The 2729-nt window shown below is 60.6% G+C and carries 1 protein-coding gene; it reads right to left on the bottom strand.

Annotated elements, in window-relative coordinates:
• Positions 1 to 2525 (bottom strand): SDR family NAD(P)-dependent oxidoreductase (locus ACFWPX_RS36885; protein WP_378933746.1); only part of this gene is annotated, 2525 nt, incomplete at its 3' end.
• Positions 2526 to 2729: the final 204 nt, after the last annotated feature.

The following is a 2729-nucleotide window of genomic DNA, read 5'->3' as shown; positions in this document are numbered from 1 at the left end:
ATCACCGCAAGAACCCGATCACCATCAACCACAGCATCACTCAAACGCTTCAAAACAACAGCACCAACACCCTCACCACGACAATACCCATCAGCAGACACATCAAAAGTCGCACAACGACCCTCGAACGACAACATCTTCGCCGAACACCCGCCGATGAATGACCGAGAGCTGAGCATGACATTGACGCCACCGACCAGTGCCGCGGAACAGACACCGCTCCGAAGCTTCTCCACCGCCAGGTCGACCGCCACCAGCGACGACGAACACGCGGTATCGATCGTCATACTCGGGCCCGTCAACCCCAACAGGTAGGAGATCCGATTCGACATGATCGAGGCTGACGCCCCGGCACCGTAGAACGGGTCTGTGAGATGCTGGCTGTCCATCATGTGTGACCAGTCGTGGTTCATTTGACCGACGAAGACACCGAAATCAGCATTCCGCAGGCTCTTCTTGTCGTAGCCGGCGTAGTGGAACGCTTCATAGGCGACTTCCAAGAGCAGCCGTTGCTGCGGGTCCATGACTCGGGCCTCGTTGATCGGGATCCCGAAGAACTCGTTGTCGAAACTGTCCACCTCGCGCATGAAGGCGCCGCGCCGAGTGTAGCTGCGCCCCACCGCGTCCGGGCTCGGGTCATACACCTGACCGATGTCGAACCGCGACGTCGGAATGTCGTCCACACAATCGGTACCGGCTTGCAACATCTTCCAAAAGTCCTCGGGGGAATACACATCCCCCGGCAGACGGCACGCACTACTGACTATCGCAATCGGCTCGTCCGCTGCAGGCTTCGAAGGTGCCTCGATGCGAGTGCGGTTCGCTGCGGAAGTGGCCGTAACATGCTGCGCCACCTGTACTTCGGCGATCGTTGCGGCCGCGGGTGCAGGTGCGAGTGTAGTCGCAGATGCGGGTACAGACACCGGTGCAGGTGCGGGTACCGGCGCAGACGCGGGTACGGGTGCCGGAACCTCTTGCGCGGGCGCTCTCTCCGTGGTTGGTGTCGTGTTGGGTTCGGTCTGTGCCGTGGCGTACTTCGCTACGAGACCTTCGACCAACTCTTCGATACTCGGATGATTGAGCACGAACACACTACCCAGGGAAACTCCCAGCGCACGGCCGAGCTTCTGACCGAGCAACACCGCACTCAACGAATCCATACCATTGGCCATCAACGGATCGTCATCCTCGACCGACCGACCGATCGCCTCGGCGACAGCCTTGCGAACCAAGGCATGAATCTCCTCAGCCGAGAAGCCACCACTGTCGTTGTCACCCAACGAAACCGGAACAGCTGGTCGGGTCGTGAACTGCGAAACAAACCGGGAATCCAACCCCGACGTGTCCCAATCGATAGGAGACACACACACCGTTCCCCGAGCATCCCCACCCAACAACCGACCCAGTACCGCGGTACCGAGCTCGTTGTCGATCACACCGAAACCAGAAGCTTTGGCACGGGCCACCGCGTCGTGACGGACCGCCATACCCGCCTCCGACCACGCACCCCACTGAATCGACAACACACGCTCACCCCGGCCCGACCACGACTCCGCCAACGCATCCAACGTCGCATTCGCCGCCGCATAACTCCCCTGACCCGCCGAACCGAAAGTCGCAGCAGCAGAAGAGAACAACACCAAGAACTCCGATGGAGCAAATACACTCCGCAGATTCTTCGCACCCCGAACCTTCGCCCCATACGCCAACTTCAACTTCGCACCGGACTGATTCGCCAACACACCATCAGTCAGAACACCGGCCGCATGAACTACCCCGGCCACCGACGGCATTCCCGCCCGGCTCACAGCCTCCTGCGCGTCACGCACACTGCGCAAATCACTCACATCACACGCCACGCACTCCACTCGGGCGAGACGGCGCAACTCCGACACCTCTTCCGGCACAACAGAATCCACACCTGCAGACCGCGACAGCAACACCAGATGCCGCGCGCCGCGATCCACCAGGAACTCGGCCACTACCAAGCCCAGAGCGCCCAAACCACCACTGACCACATACGTCACATCCGGCCGAGCCATAAACACTCCGCCGTCCTCGACGGTGGAACCGGTGCGAGTAGACGCATCCCCACTCCACTGGTGTCGTTGTAGTCGCGGCACCTCGACAGCGCCACTAGCGGTGAACCTGTACTCCTCCTCCAGATCAGCGCTACGACTCAACCGCAACGCGGGCACAAGCTGATCCTTGGATGCCTCGATGCAGTGAATTGCCAGATCAGGAATCTCCAACCGGGCCGTCCGAGCCAATCCCCAAAGACCGGCATCACCCGGAGCACTTGCTGCCGACAGGAACACAACCCGGTCCGGGGACAAAGCCTGCTCCCCCGAACAGGCTTGCAGCACGGCCAATCCGATCACCACGTCGGACTCCCGGCCATCGCTCAGGACCGCGACACAACGCCACGCCTGTTCAGCAATCGCATCGATCAATGACTCCGCGTTCACGGCAACCCGAACGACCCACCCTTCCGGCAGGTAGACATCGATATCGCTGCTCGACAACAGTAAGCACGGACCCGCTATCTGAGACTCAGCAGGTTCAACCCCGACCCAGGCAGTTGAATAGAGGTGGTCGTCGGTGGGCGACTGTGTTTGGAGTCGTCGGCAAGCGACCCCCTCCAACACCGCCACAACATCACCCTCATCAGTGAAAAACGTGACAGACCCATCGATCCCACCCGAACTCACCTCACCAACCCGTGCATA

The organism is Nocardia sp. NPDC058518 (assembly GCF_042719655.1).
Classification (GTDB): Bacteria; Actinomycetota; Actinomycetes; order Mycobacteriales; family Mycobacteriaceae; genus Nocardia.
Note: the sequence above shows the minus strand (reverse complement) of the source record. Positions and strands in the feature narration are given on the sequence as shown.